This window comes from Draconibacterium sp. IB214405, from assembly GCF_033963885.1.
GTDB lineage: Bacteria > Bacteroidota > Bacteroidia > Bacteroidales > Prolixibacteraceae > Draconibacterium.
This window is the reverse complement of the sequence record NZ_JAXBMA010000004.1, coordinates 628,508-647,933: the sequence shown is the minus strand read 5'-3', so window position 1 is coordinate 647,933 and position 19,426 is coordinate 628,508. Positions and strand designations below refer to the sequence as shown.

Annotated in this window: 15 protein-coding genes and 3 tRNA genes; 14 read left to right on the top strand and 4 right to left on the bottom strand. The window is 38.8% G+C overall.

Features of this window, described 5'->3' with window-relative positions; translation table 11 throughout:
* Nucleotides 1–3 precede the first annotated feature (3 nt).
* The 7 genes from SLH46_RS15200 to SLH46_RS15170 are packed head-to-tail and all read left to right on the top strand — an operon-like array spanning nucleotide 4 to nucleotide 9,475.
* Entirely contained in the window at nucleotides 4–1,068 is a 1,065-nt protein-coding gene (locus SLH46_RS15200) for an AAA family ATPase (protein ID WP_320282060.1), read from the top strand.
* A complete protein-coding gene (locus tag SLH46_RS15195) occupies nucleotides 1,065–1,730 on the top strand; it encodes a DUF4276 family protein (protein WP_320282059.1) in 666 nt (221 codons plus the stop codon). The genes SLH46_RS15200 and SLH46_RS15195 overlap by 4 nt, the downstream gene beginning before the upstream one ends.
* A complete protein-coding gene (locus tag SLH46_RS15190; protein ID WP_320282058.1) occupies nucleotides 1,730–4,849 on the top strand; it encodes a DUF1156 domain-containing protein in 3,120 nt (1,039 codons plus the stop codon). The genes SLH46_RS15195 and SLH46_RS15190 overlap by 1 nt, the downstream gene beginning before the upstream one ends.
* 18 nt (nucleotides 4,850–4,867) lie before the next feature.
* Complete coding sequence (locus SLH46_RS15185; protein WP_320282057.1) at nucleotides 4,868–8,161, top strand: DUF499 domain-containing protein; 3,294 nt, start codon at nucleotides 4,868–4,870, stop codon at nucleotides 8,159–8,161.
* Nucleotides 8,162–8,171: 10 nt separating this feature from the next.
* Nucleotides 8,172–8,711, top strand: coding sequence for a hypothetical protein (locus SLH46_RS15180; RefSeq protein WP_320282056.1), 540 nt, complete (start codon nucleotides 8,172–8,174; stop codon nucleotides 8,709–8,711).
* A 21-nt stretch (nucleotides 8,712–8,732) separates the two neighbouring features.
* Nucleotides 8,733–8,954 (top strand): HTH-like domain-containing protein, encoded by a 222-nt coding sequence (locus SLH46_RS15175; protein ID WP_320282055.1) that lies wholly within the window; start codon nucleotides 8,733–8,735, stop codon nucleotides 8,952–8,954.
* A gap of 20 nt (nucleotides 8,955–8,974) precedes the next feature.
* A complete protein-coding gene (locus tag SLH46_RS15170) occupies nucleotides 8,975–9,475 on the top strand; it encodes a hypothetical protein (protein ID WP_320282054.1) in 501 nt (166 codons plus the stop codon).
* 291 nt (nucleotides 9,476–9,766) lie between these two features.
* On the opposite strand, the gene SLH46_RS15165 is transcribed toward SLH46_RS15170, so the two are convergent.
* Nucleotides 9,767–9,840, bottom strand: a tRNA-Met gene (locus SLH46_RS15165).
* A 146-nt stretch (nucleotides 9,841–9,986) separates the two neighbouring features.
* Here SLH46_RS15165 and SLH46_RS15160 point away from each other — a divergent pair.
* The 4 genes from SLH46_RS15160 to SLH46_RS15145 all read left to right on the top strand — a co-directional run bounded on the left by SLH46_RS15160 (nucleotide 9,987) and on the right by SLH46_RS15145 (nucleotide 14,359).
* Nucleotides 9,987–10,364, top strand: a complete 378-nt coding sequence (locus SLH46_RS15160; protein ID WP_320282053.1) for an START-like domain-containing protein — start codon at nucleotides 9,987–9,989, stop codon at nucleotides 10,362–10,364.
* Nucleotides 10,365–10,487: 123 nt separating this feature from the next.
* Entirely contained in the window at nucleotides 10,488–11,963 is a 1,476-nt protein-coding gene (locus tag SLH46_RS15155) for an LptF/LptG family permease (protein WP_320282052.1), read from the top strand.
* Between the two features lie 6 nt (nucleotides 11,964–11,969).
* Nucleotides 11,970–13,172, top strand: a complete 1,203-nt coding sequence (locus SLH46_RS15150; RefSeq protein ID WP_320282051.1) for a glycosyltransferase family 4 protein — start codon at nucleotides 11,970–11,972, stop codon at nucleotides 13,170–13,172.
* The gene (locus SLH46_RS15145) at nucleotides 13,169–14,359 is read left to right on the top strand and encodes a glycosyltransferase family 2 protein (protein ID WP_320282050.1); all 1,191 of its coding nucleotides are present in this window, start codon (nucleotides 13,169–13,171) and stop codon (nucleotides 14,357–14,359) included. The genes SLH46_RS15150 and SLH46_RS15145 overlap by 4 nt, the downstream gene beginning before the upstream one ends.
* A 250-nt stretch (nucleotides 14,360–14,609) precedes the next feature.
* On the opposite strand, the gene SLH46_RS15140 is transcribed toward SLH46_RS15145, so the two are convergent.
* A complete protein-coding gene (locus SLH46_RS15140) occupies nucleotides 14,610–15,290 on the bottom strand; it encodes a TrmH family RNA methyltransferase (RefSeq protein WP_320282049.1) in 681 nt (226 codons plus the stop codon).
* Nucleotides 15,291–15,371: 81 nt separating this feature from the next.
* Entirely contained in the window at nucleotides 15,372–15,644 is a 273-nt protein-coding gene (locus SLH46_RS15135) for an HU family DNA-binding protein (RefSeq protein WP_038554490.1), read from the bottom strand.
* A gap of 284 nt (nucleotides 15,645–15,928) precedes the next feature.
* Between SLH46_RS15135 and SLH46_RS15130 the strand changes: the two genes are divergently transcribed.
* The 3 genes from SLH46_RS15130 (at nucleotide 15,929) to SLH46_RS15120 (ending at nucleotide 17,282) form a co-directional block, all read left to right on the top strand.
* Nucleotides 15,929–16,013: transfer RNA gene (locus SLH46_RS15130), tRNA-Ser, on the top strand.
* Between the two features lie 361 nt (nucleotides 16,014–16,374).
* A tRNA-Trp gene (locus SLH46_RS15125) sits at nucleotides 16,375–16,447 on the top strand.
* 112 nt (nucleotides 16,448–16,559) lie between these two features.
* Complete coding sequence (locus SLH46_RS15120; protein WP_320282048.1) at nucleotides 16,560–17,282, top strand: (Fe-S)-binding protein; 723 nt, start codon at nucleotides 16,560–16,562, stop codon at nucleotides 17,280–17,282.
* Between the two features lie 258 nt (nucleotides 17,283–17,540).
* On the opposite strand, the gene SLH46_RS15115 is transcribed toward SLH46_RS15120, so the two are convergent.
* Nucleotides 17,541–19,343, bottom strand: a complete 1,803-nt coding sequence (locus SLH46_RS15115) for an ABC transporter ATP-binding protein (RefSeq protein ID WP_320282047.1) — start codon at nucleotides 19,341–19,343, stop codon at nucleotides 17,541–17,543.
* Nucleotides 19,344–19,426: the final 83 nt, after the last annotated feature.

Below are 19,426 nucleotides of genomic sequence, written 5' to 3'. Positions count from 1 at the left end.
ACGATGATAGACTATGTAAAAATAGCAGGTTATAAATCAATCAAAGAAATCAACTTAGATATTAAACCAATTAATATTATAATTGGTGCAAACGGTTCAGGGAAGAGTAACTTTATTTCCTTCTTTGAATTTCTTAACCAGGTATATCAGCAGAACTTAGCCGAGTACATTGCTCTTAGAGGAGGGGAAGAAAAAATATTGCACAAAGGAGCTAAGATTACCTCAGAATTAAAGTTTGAAATTAGTTTCAATAATGAGTTAAATGGTTATTCTGCAACCCTTCACTTAGGTGAAAGTGGATTTGTTTTTATGAATGAATATTTACTCTTTCGAGGTGATAAGGGATGGGACATTTCAACAAAAAGAAATGAAGCATATATTAAAAGGACTGACAATTATCGAGCAAAATATGTAATTCGATTTTTGAAAGGATTTAGAAAATATCACTTTCATGATACCAGTAAAAATTCACCATTTAAACAACTCAGCCATATTGAAAACGATAGTTATTTTCTATACGAAGAAGGAAAAAACCTTGCAGCTTATCTGTATTCAATAAAGGAGGATAGCAAAATCATATATAATCGGATTATAAAGACGATACAAAGTATTGCGCCATTTTTCTCCGATTTCTATTTTCAGCCAAATAAAGAGGGCTACTTAAAATTGCAGTGGCAAGATAAGTATAGTTCTAACATTTATGGAGCGAATGACTTTTCGGATGGGACATTACGTTTTATAGCCCTTACCACTTTGTTCATGCAGCCCCAACTGCCTGATACAATCATCATAGATGAACCAGAGTTGGGACTACATCCAACTGCTATTACCAAACTCTCAGGGATGATTAAAAGTGTTGCTGCAAAAGGAACGCAGGTTATTTTAGCGACTCAATCAGCAGACTTGGTAAATCATTTTGAACCAGAAGATGTAATAACGGTTAATCAACAGAATGGTGAAAGCCTGTTTAACCGGCTAAGTTCAAAAGAACTCGAACACTGGTTAGATGAATACAGCCTTGGTGATCTGTGGCAAAGAAATATTCTGAAAGGAGGACAACCAGAATGAGTAGTGGCATTAAGCGTATTATTATAATATGTGAGGGGCCAACTGAAAGAGAGTTCTGTAAAGATGTACTTGTCCCTTATTTCGCTCCAAAAAATATATTTATCGAATACCCTTTGATTAAAAAGTCGGGTGGGGGAATTGTGCCTTGGAAATCCTTAAAGGATCAAATAATTACCCATTTTAAACAGGATGGGAGTGCGATTGTCAGTACTTTGATTGATTATTATGGTATTCCTGGCGATTATGATTATCCAGACTGGGATGAAGCACATCAAGAGACCGATAAATCAAGAAGAATGGAACATCTTGAACAAGGTATGCTTCAAGCTATTCCCGATATTTATAGAAACAGATTCCTTCCATACATTCAGTTGCACGAATTTGAAGGAATCCTGTTTAGTGAATTAAGACCTTTCCTTCATAATTTTCTCGAAGAAGAATTTGTTGATTATCCTGTATTTGAGGCTATTTTTAATTGCCAGAATCCAGAGGAGATTAATAGGGGGAGGAAAACAGCTCCGTCAAAAAGACTCTTACGCCATATTGTAGGGTATAATAAAGTAGTTTATGGCGCAACATTGGCCGAAGAGATAGGATTAGCCAAAATTCGTGAAAGATGTCCTCGTTTTAACGAATGGATCAATAAAATCGAAAACATTTAATGGAACCAAAAAAATTAATAGAAGTTGCCATGCCGGTAAAAGAGGTGTCGGCAGAAAGTGTACGTGACAAATCAATTCGCCATGGGCATATATCAACATTGCATTTATGGTGGGCAAGACGGCCATTGCCAGTTTGTCGTGCCGTAGTGTTTGCCAGCCTGGTGCCAGACCCATTGGATGAAAACTGTCCGGTACAATTCCAACAAGCTGTGGCAAAATACCTGGCCGATAAAAATTACAGCCCGTACGATGATATTCCACATACTGCCGCTATCGATCCGATGGAGGACAATATGCGTAACCGTTTATTGATGTTTATTGGCAAATTCTCTGACGAATATGTTGCCAACGAAAAACTCGGTAAAAAAACACCCTCTAAAAAACAGCTATCCGATGGTTCGCTTATTAAGTGGGAAAACAAAAACAGTCCCGAGATTATTGGCATTGCTCGTAAACTAATATTCATAGCACATAACTCCTTAAACAATGGAAATAAGGCCGATTTGGTCACGCTTGAAAAACGATATAGCAAACTTTGGGATGGCATTGCAACAGCAGAAAAAGACTTGTATGGTACCACCAATCGACACATTGCAACAGTCGATGTAACAGCCAAAGAGAAAGCCTTAATCGGTGCCATTGATGCCTATCTCGATCGTATGCCAAAGGTATTCGATCCCTTTGCAGGAGGAGGTGCTATACCTCTTGAAGCTGCCCGACTGGGGTGTCGCACTTATGGCAATGATATTAATCCGGTGGCACATATTATTCAACGTGGTAGTGTAGAGTTTCCCCAAAAATATGGCAAGCCCATTACTTATTCCCGAGACGAATTTATTAAACGATATTCAGCCTTTTTCAAATCATTAGAAAATAACATCGTGGCTGATCCAAACGTAGGTTATAGCCTGCAAAATATGCTTGAAATTGAGGGTTACGAAGATGCAAAAACCAAATACAGGGAAATAAAAAATGCTGATTACATAAACATTAAAAATCGTCTGGCATTTGATGTGGAGTATTATTCTCGGCAAATGCTGGCTGGTGCTGAAAATGAAATTGGACAGTATTACCCAACTGTAAACGGGAAGAAGCCAGTCGCCTACTATTGGGCTCACGTTGGTACTTGCTCGAATCCAAGTTGCAAGGCTGAGGTGCCTTTATTAGGAAGGTTTTATTTAGTAAATAAACCTGGTAAAAAGGTTTATTTGAATCCGCTAATTATTGACAATCAAATTGAGTTTGAAATTAAGACTGGAGAATATAAAGGGAATGGTTGGATGGCAAGAGGAAATTTGTCTTGTCCCTGTTGTGGAAATACAACTGATGTCAAATCCTTAAAAAAACAGTTTCTATCAAAAAATACATCACAGAAACTAATTGCAGTAATTGAAGAAGATACTGGAGGTAAAAATTATAGGTTGCCTACAAAACAGGAAATTGATATTCTCAACTCTATTGAGACAGATTTTGAACGTCCTAACGAAATGATGCCTGTAAAGTACACACAAGCACTTCCGTCCTGTACATGGGGGTTAGAAAAGTGGGGACAGATGTTCTCAGAAAGACAGTTGGCATCATTAGGAGCTTTACTAAAACAATTTAAACTAATCGAAGAAGAATTGCTAAATAGAACAATCCCCAAAAATGATTACTCAAATTCGCTGCTAACTTACCTCGGTATTTTAATTGACAGGATTGCTATTGTAAATACAACATTTGGGGTATGGCATACAGGTGGTGAAAAACTGGAAAGACCAATGGGGAGGCAGGCTATTCCGATGGTATTTGACTTTCCTGAATCTAATCCATTTTGTTCAAGTTCAGGCAGTGCCTTAAATCAAATTGACTGGTTAACACGCTACATTAATTCAGAAAGTGATTCATCCATTTCTGCACAATGTAATAATTCGTCAAGTGGTGAAATCTCCCAATTCGATTTCAAATCAATCAATTCGGTTGTTACCGATCCCCCATATTATGATGCTATTGCTTATGCTGATATTTCTGACTTTTTTTATGTGTGGCTAAAACGTACACTGGGAAATGTATTTCCACTTAATTTTGCCACACCTCAAACACCAAAAGCGGAAGAGTGCACTGCCTTAAAACATCATCATGGAGGAAAGATGGATGTTGCCAAGAAGCATTTTGAGAATAAATTGCAGAGAATATTTTCTGCTATCGAAGAACAAACTTCGGGAGTAGTAAGTATAATGTTTGCCCATCAAAGTACGGAAGCATGGACAACCCTTTGTAATTCTATACTTGGTGCTAATATGAACATTACAGGTAGTTGGGCAAATGATACAGAAATGACCGGAGCTTTAAAAACAAATAAGGCGTTTCTATCATCGTCTGTAACAGTTGCCTGTAAGCCAAATGTTCAAGAAGGTTATGCCGGATTTAAGGAAGTAAAAAAGAACATTGAAGCAAGAATTAAGGTTGAAGTTCGGGAATTGTATTCCAACGGTTTCCGTGGTGCTGATCTACTAACTGCTTGTTTCGGTAAAGCCGTTAGCGAATTTGGCCAGTATCAAATGGTCGAAAAAGCCGATGGCACGCAAGTAACAGTAGCTGAGTTATTGGAAATGGCACGAGAGGCTGCCTTTAATGCCATAATCAGCGATATTGATACCGATGAGGTAACTAAGTTCTACATTGGCTGGCTTAACCTCTTTGGTTTTACACAAGCCGAACACGATGATGTAATGCGTATTACCCAGGTAGGTTTATCCATTGAAGTTTCGTTGCTGCACCAACACCAAATCTTTGAAACTTCTGGTAGTAAAGAAAGTTTATCCGGCTATTCAGGGCGCAACAAGGCAAATCAGAAACTTGGAGAAAAGATTTCAGATAATGCTATCGACAAAATACACAAGGCTATGGCTTTATATGAAGGTGGTAATCGGATGGCCTTAATTAATTTTTTGGCCAAAATGGCACCTACTAATGATGCTCCGTTATGGAGGATATGTACTGCGTTGGCAGAAGTGCTGCCCGTTGGGCAGGGTGACCACAAGCAACTTAGTGGCCTTATAGCTAATAAAGAAAGCCTTATTCGTGAAGCCAGTCAAAAGAAACAGGAAACTCCCGAACAAGGACAGCTGGAAATGTAAAAAACTAAAAATCAAATCATGGTCAATATTAATAAACCACAAAATAGAGAATTACAGGATGCCGGGGAGCTTTTCATTAAAGGATTCAGGATTTACCTGGTTGAAAAAATGATAGCTAAAATAGGTCAAGACTGGGGAATTGTATATAAAGACGATTTGCTGCCACAACATCAAAAGATATGGGACGAAGGATTAATGGCAGGTAAAGATCCGGTCGAATTAATAGATTGGGGACACTTAAAACATTTTTCAATACATAATAAGGATTACTTTAAAGACGACTTTGGCCGTAATACCAATCGTTTGCCCACCTGGCTGGAAGAAATAGTTGAGGTACGTAACGATTGGGCGCACACTCACGATATTGATCAAGACGATGCCATAAGGATGCTTGGAAATATGATTCGTATCCTGAACTACATAAAAATGGATAGCATTGCTGAGCAGTTAAAAAAAATCCGTCTTGGTTTTTATCCCGAAAATGTAAAAGTGGTAGAAGTAGAAAAACCATCTACTACAAAAAAGATTGATACTCCATCAGCTCAGCTATCGGGTAATGTTACACCTTGGTTTATGAATGTTCGCCCCCATGAAGATATTGAAAGGGGACATCTTGATGAGTCATTGTTTGCTGCCAATTTGGGTGATGTGGCAATGGGCAAGGGAAGGGATATTTACCAAGATCCTGAAAGATTCTTTGAGAAAACTTATTTTACCTCAGGATTAAAAAATCTTGCACGTCAAGTCATAAATGGACTTAATGGCAACGAAGAAGCTGAAAATCGTGTTATTTCGCTTCAAACCGGTTTTGGTGGAGGTAAGACCCATAGCCTTATTTCGCTATTTCATTTAATAAAAGAAGGAAAAGGAATTGCAGATTGGGAATTTACGAATGAAATAATTGGAGAGATTGGTGTTCCCAAGTTTGAAAATGCCAAAGTAGCAGTATTTACTGAATCAACAAATGATCCCACACAAGGTCGATATGTTGATGGTATTCACATTCAAACTATTTGGGGAGAATTAGCATGGCAACTTGGAGGGAAGGAAGCATATGAGATTGTTCGACCAAATGATGAAAATAGAACGTGTCCCTTAGGGAGTCTATTTAAGAAAGTATTGGAGATAAGCTCTCCGTCACTAATTCTTGTTGATGAGTTAGCTCATTACTGCGTGGCTGCCTCTGGAGTAGCAGTGGGGCAAACAACACTTGCAGATCAAACCATTGGTTTTGTTCAAGAATTAACCCAGTCTGTGTCCTCAACAAATAATTGTGTTGCGGTAGTTACGCTCCCTGCAAGTCCATTAGAGGTGGCATCATCGGAAAAAGGAGCAGAGGTGCTAATCAGTTTGAATAATCGTTTATCTCGTGTCGGTCAGGATACTAAACCTGTTGAAGGAGATGAAATATTTGAAGTGATCCGTAGAAGGCTATTCGAGGATTTAGGAGATAGGACAGAAATAGATAAGGTAATACAACACTACCACGAATATTACAAAACCCTTGATTTTAACCACGAAATACCAAAGCACGCAGCAAGGGGGACATACAAAGAAAGAATTGAAAAAGCCTATCCTTTTCACCCAGAGCTTATTGATGTGTTTGAAAAACGTTGGGCGAGCCATAGCGATTTTCAGAGAACAAGGGGAGTATTACGAATGTTAGGTTCCATTGTTGCCGATTTGTGGAAGCGGCAGGGAACATTGGGAGGAGTTCAGGGGCTTATACATACCTCAGATCTCAATTTAGGGAATTTGGATGCCATAACATCTCAAATGAAAAAACTTTGGGGCAACGGATTTGATGCTGTAATACGGGCTGATGTATCCGGCACAAACTCTAATTCGTTTAAAATAGACAACAACAAACAGGAATATAAAAAATTCTCAATTAGCCAGGGAGTTGCGTCAACAATTCTAATGAACACTTTTGGTGGTGAAGGTGCTAACCGAGGAGTGGGTATTCAGGATTTGAAACTGATGGTTCTGAAACCTGATAGTTATAACCATAACTCGGTTAATGGTGCTATTGATATGCTGGAAGCAGAGGCACATTATTTACACTATTCAGATGTTGGTGGTAACAGACGATATTGGTTTGAAACAGAACCAAACCTGAACATTCTGGTTAATCAGGCTAAAGGAGATATAAACCTGAATGAGATTGAAGCAGAAATCATCAATCGTATTACTAACAGGTCACGAGGATTTCAACTATATACACCACTTATAAATCCCACGGATGATTTGCCTGAACAAAAGAGGCTTACATTGGTTGTCGCACATCCATCGTTGTTAGTAAATGCCGATGTCGTAAATGGCAAATTAAAACCCTACATTGAAAAACTGGCTAACAAACGAGGTAATAACGAACGCATCTATCGTAATACCTTACTTTTTCTTGTGCCGACCGAAGTTGGAATGAGCCAGCTTCATACTGAACTTAGAGAACTGATGGCTTGTAATAAAATCAGATCGGAATATAATTCACAGCTTAATCAGGCGCAGAAAGGAGAGCTTAAAGAAAAGGTAGGGGAACTAAATAGAAAGATCGAAAAATCAATCTCAGTAGCTTATTCGTTAATAATCAAAGCCGGAACAAAAGGTACGATAGAGAAGATTAAAATTGCTCAGTTTAGAGATACGCTGGATGTCCAATTTAACTCGAACATCATTCAGCAATTAAAAGATGAAGAATGGTTGATTGATGGTGTTGGATTCGGAATACTTAAAACACATGGACTGATACCAACTGTTGAAACTCCGGTTAAAGTGAAAGAAGTGTATGAGGCTTTTCTTCGGTACAACGATAAGCCAATGATTAGTAGTATTGATGCCTTGCAAACCAGTTTGTTGAGATTCTGTAATGGAAATCAACTGGCCATTGCCCAAGGAGAAAAGGGCAACTGGACAAAAATATACCTGGGACAGTCACCATTTGGTTTTGATGTTACATCAGATGATTTCTGGCTGGTTGATAAATCTTTGTACCAAGAAGCTAAACCAGAAGAACCAGCAAAACCGAAACCGTCTCCTTATCCAACACCTAATGATCCGGGATCCGGTCATGATCCGGCACCAACAGATAAGGTATATAAATCAATTACAATTTCCGGTAAGGTTGACGTAGCCAATTACAGTCAGGTTTTTACCAGCTTTATTGCACCATTGATGAATAACAATGTAGAAGTGACTGTTACGGTAAAAGGCAAATCAACAGCAGCAATTCCTTTAAGCGAAAGCAGTACACAGTTTAAAATTACCAAAGAATCTGCCAGCCAGTTGGGTTTGGATTTTGACGTTGAAGAATAACACGAATAACATGAAACAAGCATTGATATATCATCTTACTCTTACATTTCACGAATCGAACGAAGTTGATCAGGATGTGTTGAAAGAAATCATAGATTTAAAGTCAGAACCAGAATGTGCTTATAGTAGTTCGTGTAAATCAGAAAGCGGTGGAAAAATTATACAGTTATTTTTTACGTTTGCTTTTAGGGAAAATTTAATGGATTTCCTACGAAAATTGTACACGAAAAGCACTGTCCTTAATTTAAGAATGGTAGCATCGAAGAACAAAGTTCGTAAAGCAAATGATTTTTATTTTGAAGTAAGAATAAGCCAGGAATTTGTAGATAATAATGTCCCCTCCGAATTACAAAAAAAGTTTTGGACTGATGAATATTCTTTTATCTATGGGTATGCTATTGCTTCCTATGTTTACCATGGACTGGCCTCAGAATTGGAATTGTACTATTTCCTAAATCATCCTTTAGCAAAAGGGAAGACCATAAATATTAGAGATTCACAGGGTATTGATTATACAATACTTGAAGATAGCTTTTTGGAATTATGGTAGAACATACAAAACGAATAACCTATGACTGAAAAGGAACTAAGCGAAAAGTTAGCCGATATGTATTTTAATGCAATGAAAGGTGAAGCGGTATCAATGATTCACTTGTTTGGGATTAAATATGCAGAGGAGATACGTAATTACAGTATCAAGGAAATCATTGAAATGTCGGGATTAAATCCAAGTTATGGAACCGAGGTTTCTAAAGGAATGAAGCTGGCAAAGTATGTGAAGCCACTTATCTAATTGCTCAAAACCACCTTCGGATGAATTATTCGGTATATAGAAAGGTACTATTGATGGTCTCAGAGCTTCATGTAAGAGGTTATCAGCTACTGAGGATAGCACCGGGTATGGCTCCATCAGGATTACACTGGAGATGTTCAATTACACCGGCAACCAATATCCTTAAATCAAATGGAGCATTGCAGTATTCTTTTGAAGATGGTGTTAGTGTAAACTATACTTCGGGGCTAGAAAACCATTATTTTGGATGGAGTGATGCCGGATATATTACTCCAAGCAAAATGGCGAAACTATTTATTCAACGTTTCCCGAGAATAGCCGAAGCTGGTAAAGGTTCAGATTGGTCTTATGCTGGATGGTATGTTGAAATGCTACATTTAACTTATCCAGACGGATTCCCTATCGCATACGAAGATAGTTATTCTGCCAATCGGTTCCGAGATGGTTTGCGCATGGTTGGAGGTAAAAGTGATTTAACGATTCCACATCCACCTCCAGGGCTTGCAGAGGAAGTTTGCTGATTAGTTCTTTCCGGTGTGTGATAATTCAGCCATCAGTCAATCCACTGCTTGGCCACAGCGACAAATCAATTATTTACAGGAGCCTAAATTGGCAACATCCAAAGGTTTTTTATCTATGCCGAAAATTTTTTGATTGTATCAAAAAAATCGTTGATTGTAGCAATATTGTCTGTTTATCTGTTGGCTGTATGTTGGTCAGTAATCCATACGCTGTGTCCCATATGTGTCTCGAAAAGAAATAAAAAAAGCCTGTAATATCAGTAATTACAGGCTTTGTGGTGGTTTTGTAAGTAGCGAGAGGCGGGCTTGAACCGCCGACCTCATGATTATGAATCATGCGCTCTAACCAGCTGAGCTACCTCGCCGTGTTTTTCAAAATTGCGGTGCAAATATAGTATTTATTTTTAATCACACTACCCATTTTTGTAAAATTTCAAAAGAACTTTCTTTGCGCGTTTTTAACCTGTTGTAAGTTACATTCTTATTAATTATATTGCCGAAAATCAAACTTATGACTAGTAAAGTGAAAATCAGCCTGGAATACCTTATTAATTGCTCTCCCAAGGTACTCTATAACAGACTAAGCACGGCTTCCGGCTTAACCGAGTGGTTTGCCGACGATGTTCGTGTTCGCGGAAAACGTTACACTTTTATTTGGGACGGATCGGAACAAACTGCGGAGATGACCTTACACAAAGAAAACCGTTTGGTGCGTTTTAACTGGGTTGATGAGGACGATGTTTATTTCGAATTTAGAATTACCCGCGATGAGCTTACCGGAGATGTATCACTATTAATTACCGATTTTGCCGATGAAGATGAACAGGATGAAACACGTGGTTTGTGGGACACCCAGATTGCCGATCTCAAACATGTTTTAGGTTCGTAGTTATAAGATTTAAGATTATTAAACCAGAACAAACAATCTCAATAACGTTTCTTAACCATTTTTACTTTACTAATTCCTAAAATAACTTAGTTTTGTAAGCGTTTTCAGATAGAAAGAAAGTACATGAAGCGTTTACACCTTTTTGTTATAAAATCGTTTTTAGGGCCATTTTTTATGACCTTTTTTATCGTGCTTTTTGTACTGCTCATGCAGTTTTTATGGAGGTACGTCGACGACATGGTCGGAAAAGGGCTCGATCTTAAAGTATTGGCAGAAATGATGTTTTATGCATCGTTTGCTATGCTTCCGCTGGCCTTTCCGCTGGCAATGTTATTAGCATCAATAATGACCTTTGGCGCCCTTGGCGAAAATTATGAGCTGGTAGCCATGAAAGCTTCAGGAATTTCATTGTTCCGAATAATGCGTCCGTTAATTGTTATTGCGGTACTTATTACCGGAGCAGCTTTTTTCTTTTCCAATAATGTACTGCCAAAAACCAACCTGAAATTTTCGACACTATTATATAGCGTAAAAAAACAACGCCCTGAACTTGTTTTGCAGGAAGGTGTGTTTACCAACGAAATGGATGGGTACAGCATTAAAGTTGGAAAACGAAATAACGACACCAAAATGCTGTACGATCTGCTTATTTACGACCACACAAAAAACAAACCCAACGAAAGTGTTACGGTTGCTGATTCGGGTTTATTGCGAATAACTGAAGACAAGAAGTACATGGTGTTGGAATTGTTTCATGGTGTAACTTACCAGGAGCAAAAACAGGATAGAAACAAAAAAGAAACGTATCCTTATCAACGAAATAAATTTGAGGAGCAAACCATCAGGGTAAAAGTTCGAAATTTTGAATTTAACCGACGTGATGAAAGCATCTTTAAAAACCAGTACAGGATGCTTACCATCGACCAGTTAAAAGTGGCCGACGACAGCCTAAGCAATGATTACCACGACAGGCTGCAAAAATATATGTTGCAGATCAATATTAATCCTACTATTTCGAGACGGATGTTCAACCTCACCGTGAGAGAGGATTCGCTAAAACGTGAAATAAACGATCCGAAAGCCGACACGATTTTTGATTATGATGCCTATTATAGTGGCTTGGACAAATGGGTGCAGGCCGATATAGCCAAAACAGCACTGGATCGTGCACGTAGCAATATGCAACAGGTTAATATGTTTCAGGGACAACTCTATAATAAAAAGAAGAATCTGAATAAATACAAAATGGAGCGGCACCGTAAGTTTACCTTGTCGGTGGCTGTGCTTATCTTTTTCTTTATCGGTGCTCCTTTGGGCGCTATCATCCGGAAAGGAGGATTGGGGATGCCAGTAGTGGTTTCCATTTTCTTATTCATTCTGTATTATATTGTTTCCATGAGTGGCGAAAAAACCGCACGGGAAGATGTGTGGGCGATGTTTAACGGAATGTGGTTTTCGTCTTATATTTTCTTGCCTGTAGGGATTTGGTTAACATACAAAGCGGCTACCGATTCGGCAATAATGTCGTCCGAAACTTATACAAAACTGTTTTCACGTTTAGGTTTGGATCGATTTTTCTCAAAGAAGTCAAAGAAATAAACCCAAATGAACATACTCCAGGTGACAAATAAGGTTCCTTTTCCGGCCAAGGATGGTGGGGCCATCGCCTGTATGAACCTAACCCGGGGCTTTTCGCAGCTCGGTCACCGGGTGACCGTTTTGGCCATGAATACCTTAAAACATCATGTTCAACCAAATGAAATTCCTGAAGACATAAAACAGTTGGCCACATTTAAACTGGTTGATGTTCCTGCCCGGATAAATGCTTTTGCTGCCCTGGTAAATCTTCTCTTTTCACAAAAACCATACAATGCGGTTCGTTTTATCGATAAAAATTTCAGTGACGCATTGGTTGAATTATTGACTAATAATCAGTTTGATATTATTCAATTGGAAGGGCTTTATGTGTGCCCGTATATTCCTGTAATCAGAAAATACTCCAAAGCCACGGTAGTTTACCGAGCGCATAATGTTGAGTTCGAAATTTGGGAACGGGCAGCAAAGCTATCGCACGGGCTGAAAAAGATATACCTGCAAAATCTGTCAAAAAGGATAAGACGTTTCGAAAAGGGTTTGTTGAATTCGTACGATGTTTTGGTGCCGATTACCTCCAGAGACGGAGATCGGCTTGATAAATTGGGAAATGTAAAAGATAAACTTGTTTCGCAAACCGGCGTTGATACTTCGCGTTTGGTAGCGGATAAAAGCGAAATGGAATTCCCATCACTTTTTCATCTGGGATCGTTGGAATGGGCGCCCAATCAGGAAGGTGTTTTATGGTTTATTGAAAATTGCTGGCCGGAGATTCACAAAACATATCCGGAGCTTCGTTTTTATGTGGCCGGAAGAAATGCTCCGCAATGGTTAATCGACAAATTAAACGTTGATGGAGTGGTATTCGAGGGAGAAGTTGCCGATGCCTACCGGTTTATGAATTCGAAAGCGATAATGATCGTTCCCTTGTTTTCGGGTAGCGGAATGCGCATAAAAATTATTGAAGGAATGGCCCTCGGGAAAAGTATCATTTCTACGTCGATTGGCGCGGAAGGTATTACTGTTACAGATGGAGAGGATATCCGGATTGCCAACGACGCGACTGGTTTTATTGCTGCCATTTCGCAATTAATAGAAGACAAGGATTATTTCGAACGTATTGGAAATAATGCCGCCGCTTTTATCCGCGAGAATTTTGATAACTTAGCCATCACTGAAAAACTAACCGGATTTTACAAACAATACACTAAATGATCTTAAGCGTTTTCTTCTGGGTATTTTTATTCATTCTGTTTTATACTTACTTGGGGTATGCGCTTGTGTTGTGGTTTTTTGTTGGCGTAAAGAAATTGTTCAAGCCTCTAAAAGCCTCAACCGAAAACAGAGACTTCGAACCTGAAGTATGTTTGTTTGTGACTGCATACAACGAAAAAGATTACATTGAGCAGAAGGTGAACAATGCTTTTTCGCTCGATTACCCGAAAGAGAAAATCCAGTATTTATGGGTTACCGATGGATCAAACGACGGTAGTCAGGAGATTCTAAAAGGAATCGATCCACTGGAAGTGTATCATCAATCCGAGAGAAGGGGAAAAATGCACGCCATGAACCGCGGCATGAGCTATGTAAAAGCTCCGATCGTAATTTTCTCCGATTCAAATACTATTCTCGGCAAAAATTCAATTCGCGAAATAGTCGACTGTTTTAAAGATCCCACAGTGGGGTGTGTGGCCGGCGAGAAAAGAATTATTCAACATGATGAGGAAGCAGCTGCAGGTGCCGGAGAAGGTTTGTACTGGAAGTTTGAGTCGTGGGTGAAAAGAAAGGATTGGGAATTAAATTCGGCAGTTGGGGCAGTTGGCGAGTTGTTTGCCGTACGAACAGAACTTTTTGAGGATGTAGAAACCGACACTTTGCTTGATGATTTTATAATATCGTTGCGAATCGCTCAACGCGGCTATAAAATTGCGTACGCTCCAAATGCCTATGCCGAGGAAACTGCTTCGTTGAATGTAAAGGAAGAATTAAAGCGAAAAGTGAGAATTGCTGCCGGAGGAATTCAAACTATTCTTCGCTTAAAAGGATTGCTTAATCCGTTCAAAAACGGAATATTAACCTGGCAGTATTTTTCGCATAAGGTTTTACGCTGGGCATTTGCGCCACCGGCGTTAATCTTTTTATTTATTGTAAACCTTTTAATTGTGCAGACCAATAATAGTTGGGGCGATACTGGTTTCTATACTATAATGTTGTACCTGCAACTAATATGTTACCTGGCAGCTGCTTTTGGCTGGTATTTCGAAAATAGAAAGGTACGGTTGAAAGTATTATTTGTACCGTACTATTTTGTAATGATCAATTACGCTTCTATTTTGGGGATGGTCCGATATGTAAAAGGTCGTCAGTCGGTAAACTGGGAAAAATCAAAAAGGGCAGGGTAGGTTTTAAGTTAAATGTTTACGATTCTACAATCAAAGTCTCGAAATAATTTCAGCAGCATTAGTTTTAATAGATTCTGAATTCAGAATGATGATTAACGAATGCTGAATGAAGAAGTGAATCACAATCTATCTGTGTTTTCCTGGAAATCGTCAATCAACATTAGCTAATCGAAATTCATTATTCTCTGGCGGCTTTTCGTTCGTAAAACGAAGATGATATAAAATCATTGCTAATTCAGAGATTGGAGGTTTATTTCCGTTTATTCTCCTCCCAAAAACGCTTTTCAATCAGCTCGCTTCTTTTAATGGTTTTTCTGATCCACTCGAATTTCAGCTCATCTTTTTCGGTGTCGCTTAATTGCCAGTTTAAATCTTTGCTGTTTCTCATTTTCAGCGTGAGATGATGTAAAATGATAGCTGCCGAAACCGATATGTTAAAACTTTCGGTAAAGCCATACATCGGAATTTTCAGAAATTCATCGGCTTCCTGCATTATTGTATCCGTAATTCCCGGAAGTTCCGATCCAAAAACAAGGGCAGTTTTTCCGGCAGTAATGTCAAAATCCTGCAATTCCTGATCGTTGTTGTGAGGTGTGGTAGCTACAATACGATAACCTTGTTTTTTTAGTGTTTGTATAGCATCAAGGGCGTTATTCTCTTTACTATTGTATTTATGTAACGATAACCACTTCGAGGATCCCATTGCAATTTCGCGATTTACCTGAAATTCGTTGCGGTCTTCAATAATATGTACATCCTGAATACCAAAACAATCGCAGGTACGCAAAACAGCACTTGCATTTTGTTTCTGGAAAATATCCTCCAAAACAACAGTAATGTGCCTGGTGCGGCTATCTATTACTTTATCAAAAAGTTCGAGTCGCTGGGGCGTAAGATAGCCGGAAAGGTATTCAAGAAGTTTTTTGTCCATAATAGTAAAGTTTGATTCGATTAAATGAAAAAGGGAAGCGTTTTGCTTCCCTCTAATCATTTCTTTTACCTACTCGTATAGTTACGATACGGCGTCAGCTAATTCAGCACCAGCTTTAAATTTTACAACTTTTTTAGCTGGAATAGTAATTTCTTTTCCTGTTTGAGGATTTCTACCAGTTCTGGCACCACGTTCAGAAACAGAGAAAGAACCGAATCCAATAAGGGCAACACGGTCTCCAGCTTTAAGAGCATCAGTAGTAGCACCTACAAATGCGTCAAGAGCTTTTTTAGCATCAGCTTTACTAAGGCCTGCTTTTTCGGCCATCGCATCAAGTAATTGAGCTTTGTTCATAAGGCAAAATTTTAAATAATTAATTAAGTGATTGAAAATAAATAACTTAGTTCTAAGTACTTTATATTGAATATTTTGAATTTTTCTATTTTATATAGGGTTTAAAGTCTTCAAACATTCAGTAAAATCAAGCGTTTCAGAGAACTTTTTTAAGTTTTAGCTAAATTCATAAATATGTTTCAAAAAACCAAACCCTAGCAATCTTTTTTTTTAAGTAATTTCTATAATTTTTGTCGAAAAGTGTTTTGTACTTTAAAAAATTAATCTACTTTTGCACCGCATCTGGAGAGATGGCAGAGTGGTCGAATGCGGCGGTCTTGAAAACCGTTGTACCGCGAGGTACCGGGGGTTCGAATCCCTCTCTCTCCGCAAAATCCATCAGAGTTTTCTGATGGATTTTTTTTTGCTCCAATCTGTTGATAACTTTTTGCTCCAAAACGGTTTTAAGTGGCTCTAATTTAGGAGTGTATAGAAAATTTGAAGGCCTTTTTCAAAACATGTCACAAAATTATGTTTCGGAAACCTGTTTTCGCTTAGACGAAACACCATAAAAACATCAGGATTTTACTGCATTTTTATAGTTATGTTTATCCTAATTCGTTAGTAATAAGGAGTGAAAAAATAGGAGCGATTATTCCTTTTTCGATGAATGAATGTATTTGAAATTATTTCTTTCGCGGGCTTAGGTAATTTGAATTGAATTACTATATTTGCACACGCAAAATGAAACACGGGTGTAGCTCAGTTGGTAGAGCACTGGTCTCCAAAACCAGGTGTCGGGAGTTCGAGTCTCTCCTCCCGTGCTAAAGCAGAAAGGTCTTACTTTAGTAAGGCCTTTTTTATTTGAAATAATTTCCTTCTGAAAATTTTATATCTTCAGCTATTTAGTGTTATTTTCACCACAAATTCAAGTCAATGCAAATCGACGTTTTTATTCCTTGTTTTATCGATCAGTTTTATCCTGACACTGCAGGAAGTTTTGTGAGTCTGCTGGAAAAGGTGGGTTGCGATGTAAAATACAATCCGAAACAAACCTGCTGTGGTCAGCCAGCTTTTAACAGCGGGTACTGGAAAGAGGCCAAAACCGTGGCTACAAAATTTCTCGATGATTTTGAGCTGGCAAATATGGTTGTGGCGCCATCAGCTTCCTGTACAGGCTTTATTCGAAACTATTACCATAAATTGTTTGAGGAAGACGAGGAATTGCTGAGAAAGACTAATATGATTCGGAAAAAGGTGTTTGAGTTTACCGACTTTTTGGTGAATCATTTAAAAGTTACCGATGTAGGAGCATCTTTTAATCATAAAGTTACTTTTCACGATTCGTGTGCCGGTTTGCGCGAATATGGCATAAAAGAGGAACCACGAAAATTGCTTAGCGAGGTGCGTGGTCTCGAATTGATTGAAATGGAGGATTTGAATACCTGTTGTGGGTTTGGTGGAACTTTTGCAGCAAAATTCCACAATATTTCAACCGCCATGACCGAACAAAAGGTTGAACACGCACTAAAAACAGGTGCCGAATATATCGTATCAACAGAAGCTTCGTGTCTGATGAATATGGAGGCCTACATTAAAAAGCAGAAACTACCAATTAAAACCATTCATTTGGTTGATGTTCTTGCATCTCGCGGCTAATAACTAGATACTGGTTACCGGATACTCGATGCTGGATTTTTCGTGCATCTCTTTGACTTCTCAGTGAAAGTCTGTGGTTTAATAAATTGCAAAACTGCTAAAATGAAAAATTGTAGCTGGTAGCTAGCGTCAACTTAACTGATACTAAATACTTGTTATTAGCTAATTATATACGCAATCGAATTCAGTAACAAGTAACCGGCATTAACAACCAAAAGCTGGTAGCTCGAGGCTCGTAGCTAGCAACTCGCAGCTACTTTAAAACATCTGCATTCCATGTAATTTCTTGTAACGTCCGTCAAGCTCCATTAACTCCTCGTGGGTGCCTTGCTCCACAATTTTACCTTCGTGTAACACACAGATCAGATTTGCATGTTTAATGGTAGATAAACGGTGCGCAATTACCAGTGATGTACGGTTTTTCATCAGGTTTTCCAAAGCTTCCTGTACCAGTTTTTCCGATTCAGTGTCTAAAGCCGATGTAGCTTCATCCAGAATTAAAATCGGCGGATTCCTCAAAATTGCACGAGCAATCGATAAACGCTGCTTTTGTCCGCCCGATAGTTTATCGCCACGGTCGCCAATAACCGTGTCGTAACCTTTTTCGGTGGCTAAAATAAAATCGTGCGCATTGGCAATTTTAGCCGCTTGTATGATTGCTTCTTCGCTGGCATTTTCAATGCCAAAAGCAATGTTATTTCTGATGGAGTCGTTAAATAAAATTGGTTCCTGGTTTACATTTCCAATCAGGTTTCGTAACGATTTCAGTTTCAGGTCACGAATATCGGTTCCGTCAACTTCAATACTTCCCGAAGTAATGTCCCAGAATCGTGGTAACAGATCAACCATGGTAGTTTTTCCGCTACCCGATGAGCCAACCAATGCAACGGTTGTTCCCTTAGGAATATCGAGGTTTACATTCGAAAGCACTTCTGCTTTTTCGTATGCAAAACTTACATTCTTGTAAACAATATTTTTCTCGAACGATTCGATGTCTTTAGCATCTTTTTTATCCACGATTGTAATCTCCGCGGCAAGTACATGATCGATACGTTGCATCGAAGCCAGCCCTTTTTCAACGCTATATAGGGCTGTAGAGAATGCTTTGGCCGGGTTGATGATTCCATAGAAAAATACCATGTATCCAATAAATTCAGATGCAGTGAGCGATGAATTATTGTCTCCCAGAATAATTCGTCCTCCGTACCATAAAACAATCACAATCACAATTGTTCCCAGAAACTCACTGGCAGGGTGGGCCAAATGACGGCGCCACATCAGGCGGTTCATTATTAAGCGGTAATTCTGGTTTTCGTTTTGAAAACGTCCTATGGCTTTTTCTTCGGCATTAAACGATTTGATGATACGTAATCCCGAAAGATCTTCTTCAATAATCGACAGAATCTCGCCCAGCTTATTTTGCCCTTTTGTTGAAACACGTTTCAGGCTGCGTCCAATTCTGCCGATAATCAAACCGGTAATTGGTAGCATAACAAACACAAACAAGGTAAGGGACCAGCTCATGTAAATCATAACTCCCAAAAACACGATAATCAGAATCGGGTTCTTAATCATCATTCCCAACGAGTTGGCGACGGAGTTTTCCACTTCCTGCACATCGCTGGTTATTCGGGCCATAATATCGCCTTTTCGTTCTTCCGAAAAATAGCCCAAAGGCAAGCCAATTATCTTCTTGTAAATTAGCGAACGGATATCGTACACAACGCCGTTGCGCAAGGCAATAAGTACAAAATCGGCCAGGTAGGTAAAACCAACTTTAAAAAGCGTGGCAATCACCAGAATTAAACCAATAAGCAGTAATGCATCCTGTTCGCCGTGTTGAAGTATAAACGAACTAATGTAGTAGTTTACGTTATTGGTTACAGCGTCAGCGCTTAATGCCCATTCCACTTTTTCAGTTACCAGTTCTTTTGTTTTGAACAAAATATCGAGTGCCGGAATTAGCATGGCAAACGAAAATGTTCCGAAAAGTGCACCTAAAATATTGTAAATAATGTTCATGACGACTTTCCACCGATAGGGTGGAACAAATCGTTTCATGAGTTTTAAGAAGTCTTTCATATGTAGAAGACGGAAGTTTGAAGACGGAAGACCGAAGTTGTCATGCCGTCTTCATTATATTT

What these genes read in the sequence shown, in the direction of transcription:
- SLH46_RS15120 (WP_320282048.1), top strand. Translation starts at nt 16,560, where the DNA reads ATGCAAATCGACGTTTTTATTCCTTGTTTTATCGATCAGTTTTATCCT.
- SLH46_RS15180 (WP_320282056.1), top strand. Translation starts at nt 8,172, where the DNA reads ATGAAACAAGCATTGATATATCATCTTACTCTTACATTTCACGAATCG.
- SLH46_RS15185 (WP_320282057.1), top strand. Translation starts at nt 4,868, where the DNA reads ATGGTCAATATTAATAAACCACAAAATAGAGAATTACAGGATGCCGGG.
- SLH46_RS15155 (WP_320282052.1), top strand. Translation starts at nt 10,488, where the DNA reads ATGAAGCGTTTACACCTTTTTGTTATAAAATCGTTTTTAGGGCCATTT.
- SLH46_RS15140 (WP_320282049.1), bottom strand. Translation starts at nt 15,290, where the DNA reads ATGGACAAAAAACTTCTTGAATACCTTTCCGGCTATCTTACGCCCCAG.
- SLH46_RS15190 (WP_320282058.1), top strand. Translation starts at nt 1,730, where the DNA reads ATGGAACCAAAAAAATTAATAGAAGTTGCCATGCCGGTAAAAGAGGTG.
- SLH46_RS15115 (WP_320282047.1), bottom strand. Translation starts at nt 19,343, where the DNA reads ATGAAACGATTTGTTCCACCCTATCGGTGGAAAGTCGTCATGAACATT.
- SLH46_RS15170 (WP_320282054.1), top strand. Translation starts at nt 8,975, where the DNA reads ATGAATTATTCGGTATATAGAAAGGTACTATTGATGGTCTCAGAGCTT.
- SLH46_RS15135 (WP_038554490.1), bottom strand. Translation starts at nt 15,644, where the DNA reads ATGAACAAAGCTCAATTACTTGATGCGATGGCCGAAAAAGCAGGCCTT.
- SLH46_RS15160 (WP_320282053.1), top strand. Translation starts at nt 9,987, where the DNA reads ATGACTAGTAAAGTGAAAATCAGCCTGGAATACCTTATTAATTGCTCT.
- SLH46_RS15145 (WP_320282050.1), top strand. Translation starts at nt 13,169, where the DNA reads ATGATCTTAAGCGTTTTCTTCTGGGTATTTTTATTCATTCTGTTTTAT.
- SLH46_RS15150 (WP_320282051.1), top strand. Translation starts at nt 11,970, where the DNA reads ATGAACATACTCCAGGTGACAAATAAGGTTCCTTTTCCGGCCAAGGAT.
- SLH46_RS15175 (WP_320282055.1), top strand. Translation starts at nt 8,733, where the DNA reads ATGACTGAAAAGGAACTAAGCGAAAAGTTAGCCGATATGTATTTTAAT.
- SLH46_RS15195 (WP_320282059.1), top strand. Translation starts at nt 1,065, where the DNA reads ATGAGTAGTGGCATTAAGCGTATTATTATAATATGTGAGGGGCCAACT.
- SLH46_RS15200 (WP_320282060.1), top strand. Translation starts at nt 4, where the DNA reads ATGATAGACTATGTAAAAATAGCAGGTTATAAATCAATCAAAGAAATC.